At 48.1% G+C, this 3,364-nt stretch carries 2 rRNA genes; both read right to left on the reverse strand.

The window, feature by feature from the left end:
- Nucleotide 1: 1 nt before the first annotated feature.
- Nucleotides 2-117, reverse strand: a 5S ribosomal RNA gene (gene rrf, locus SST62_RS0102990).
- Nucleotides 118-319: 202 nt separating this feature from the next.
- Nucleotides 320-3,223, reverse strand: a 23S ribosomal RNA gene (locus SST62_RS0102995).
- Nucleotides 3,224-3,364 lie beyond the last annotated feature (141 nt).

Consider the following 3,364-nt stretch of genomic DNA (forward strand, 5'->3'; position numbering starts at 1 on the left):
TGCTAAGCGACTACCGTATCTAACAGGGGGCAACCCCCAACTACTTCAGGCGTTCTAGGGCTTAACTGCTGTGTTCGGCATGGGTACAGGTGTATCTCCTAGGCTATCGTCACTTAACTACTGAGTCTTGTCAACTCAAAATTGAATATCTATATTCTAACAAGTTTTACCAACGCTGTCAATATTGACTTCGGTTTTAATAAGTAATTGTATTCGAACTAAAAAGCTAGTGATTTAGATAAATCGCCTTGAAGTCTAACCGACTTCCGCGTTGATTTCCTAAAATCATACGCTTTTCTTAACGTTCTCATTACTTAATTTGGATAAGTCCTCGAGCGATTAGTATTGGTCCGCTACATGTGTCGCCACACTTCCACTTCCAACCTATCTACCTGATCATCTCTCAGGGCTCTTACTAACATAAAGTTATGGGAAATCTCATCTTGAGGTGGGTTTCACACTTAGATGCTTTCAGCGTTTATCCCGTCCCTACATAGCTACCCAGCGATGCCTTTGGCAAGACAACTGGTACACCAGCGGTAAGTCCACTCTGGTCCTCTCGTACTAGGAGCAGATCCTCTCAAATTTCCTACGCCCGCGACGGATAGGGACCGAACTGTCTCACGACGTTCTGAACCCAGCTCGCGTGCCGCTTTAATGGGCGAACAGCCCAACCCTTGGGACCGACTACAGCCCCAGGATGCGACGAGCCGACATCGAGGTGCCAAACCTCCCCGTCGATGTGAACTCTTGGGGGAGATAAGCCTGTTATCCCCAGGGTAGCTTTTATCCGTTGAGCGATGGCCCTTCCATACGGAACCACCGGATCACTAAGCCCGACTTTCGTCCCTGCTCGAGTTGTAGCTCTCGCAGTCAAGCTCCCTTATACCTTTACACTCTGCGAATGATTTCCAACCATTCTGAGGGAACCTTTGGGCGCCTCCGTTACCTTTTAGGAGGCGACCGCCCCAGTCAAACTGCCCGTCAGACACTGTCTCCGATAGGGATAACCTATCCGGGTTAGAGTAGCCATAACACAAGGGTAGTATCCCAACAGCGCCTCTGTCGAAACTGGCGTCCCGACTTCATAGGCTCCTACCTATCCTGTACATGTGGTACAGATACTCAATATCAAACTGCAGTAAAGCTCCATGGGGTCTTTCCGTCCTGTCGCGGGTAACCTGCATCTTCACAGGTACTAAAATTTCACCGAGTCTCTCGTTGAGACAGTGCCCAAATCATTACGCCTTTCGTGCGGGTCGGAACTTACCCGACAAGGAATTTCGCTACCTTAGGACCGTTATAGTTACGGCCGCCGTTTACTGGGGCTTCAATTCAGATCTTCGCTTACGCTAAACCCTCCTCTTAACCTTCCAGCACCGGGCAGGCGTCACCCCCTATACATCATCTTACGATTTAGCAGAGAGCTGTGTTTTTGATAAACAGTTGCTTGGGCCTATTCACTGCGGCTGACCTTAAGTCAGCACCCCTTCTCCCGAAGTTACGGGGTCATTTTGCCGAGTTCCTTAACGAGAGTTCTCTCGCTCACCTGAGGCTACTCGCCTCGACTACCTGTGTCGGTTTGCGGTACGGGTAGAGTATGATACATCGCTAGAAGCTTTTCTCGGCAGTGTGACGTCACTAACTTCGCTACTTAACTTCGCTCCCCATCACAGCTCAATGTTATAGATACAAGCATTTGACTCATATCACACCTCACTGCTTAGACGGGCACTTCCAATCGCCCGCTTTAGTTAGCCTACTGCGTCCCTCCATCACTTCATACTCTAGTACAGGAATATCAACCTGTTGTCCATCGGATACACCCTTCGGTCTCTCCTTAGGTCCCGACTAACCCAGGGCGGACGAGCCTTCCCCTGGAAACCTTAGTCTTACGGTGGATGGGATTCTCACCCATCTTTCGCTACTCATACCGGCATTCTCACTTCTATGCGTTCCAGCACTCCTCACGGTATACCTTCTTCACACATAGAACGCTCTCCTACCATAACACCTAAGTGTTATCCACAGCTTCGGTAAATTGTTTTAGCCCCGGTACATTTTCGGCGCAGGGTCACTCGACTAGTGAGCTATTACGCACTCTTTGAATGAATAGCTGCTTCTAAGCTAACATCCTAGTTGTCTGTGCAACCCCACATCCTTTTCCACTTAACAATTATTTTGGGACCTTAGCTGGTGGTCTGGGCTGTTTCCCTTTCGACTACGGATCTTAGCACTCGCAGTCTGACTGCCGACCATAAATCATTGGCATTCGGAGTTTATCTGAAATCAGTAAACCGAGATGGCCCCCTCATCCAAACAGTGCTCTACCTCCAAGATTCTCAAATGTCGACGCTAGCCCTAAAGCTATTTCGGAGAGAACCAGCTATCTCCAAGTTCGTTTGGAATTTCTCCGCTACCCACAAGTCATCCAAGCACTTTTCAACGTGCCCTGGTTCGGTCCTCCAGTGCGTCTTACCGCACCTTCAACCTGCTCATGGGTAGGTCACATGGTTTCGGGTCTACGACATAATACTAATCCGCCCTATTAAGACTCGGTTTCCCTACGGCTCCGTCTCTTCAACTTAACCTCGCATCATATCGTAACTCGCCGGTTCATTCTACAAAAGGCACGCTCTCACCCATTAACGGGCTCGAACTTGTTGTAGGCACACGGTTTCAGGTTCTATTTCACTCCCCTTCCGGGGTACTTTTCACCTTTCCCTCACGGTACTGGTTCACTATCGGTCACTAGAGAGTATTTAGGGTTGGGAGATGGTCCTCCCGGATTCCGACGAGATTTCGCGTGTCTCGCCGTACTCAGGATACTGCTAGGTATAAAGAATATTTCAAATACGAGGCTTTTACTCTCTTTGGCCTACCTTCCCAGGTAGTTCTTCTATACTCTTTAAGTCCACATTGCAGTCCTACAACCCCGAGGAGTAAACTCCTCGGTTTGCCCTCCTGCCGTTTCGCTCGCCGCTACTAAGGCAATCGCTTTTGCTTTCTCTTCCTGCAGCTACTTAGATGTTTCAGTTCACTGCGTCTTCCTCTACACTACCTTAACAGTAGTGAGTGACAGGCATTACCTGCCGGGTTCCCCCATTCGGACATCCCTGGATCTTTGCTTACTTACAGCTCCCCAAGGCATTTCGTCGTTAGTCACGTCCTTCATCGGCTTCTAGTGCCAAGGCATCCACCGTGCGCCCTTATTAACTTAACCTTATTAACCTAATTTTTTCAAAATTAGAAAACTCATTAAATATTCACAGCGTTTTCGGTTTATTTTCTTGTTACTATTTCTATACGTATTTTTACATACGTTTAGGAATGTTTGATAGATATTCAATTTTCAATGGACAAG

It is taken from the genome of Streptococcus suis YS56, from assembly GCF_000440115.1.
Classification (GTDB): domain Bacteria; phylum Bacillota; class Bacilli; order Lactobacillales; family Streptococcaceae; genus Streptococcus; species Streptococcus suis_L.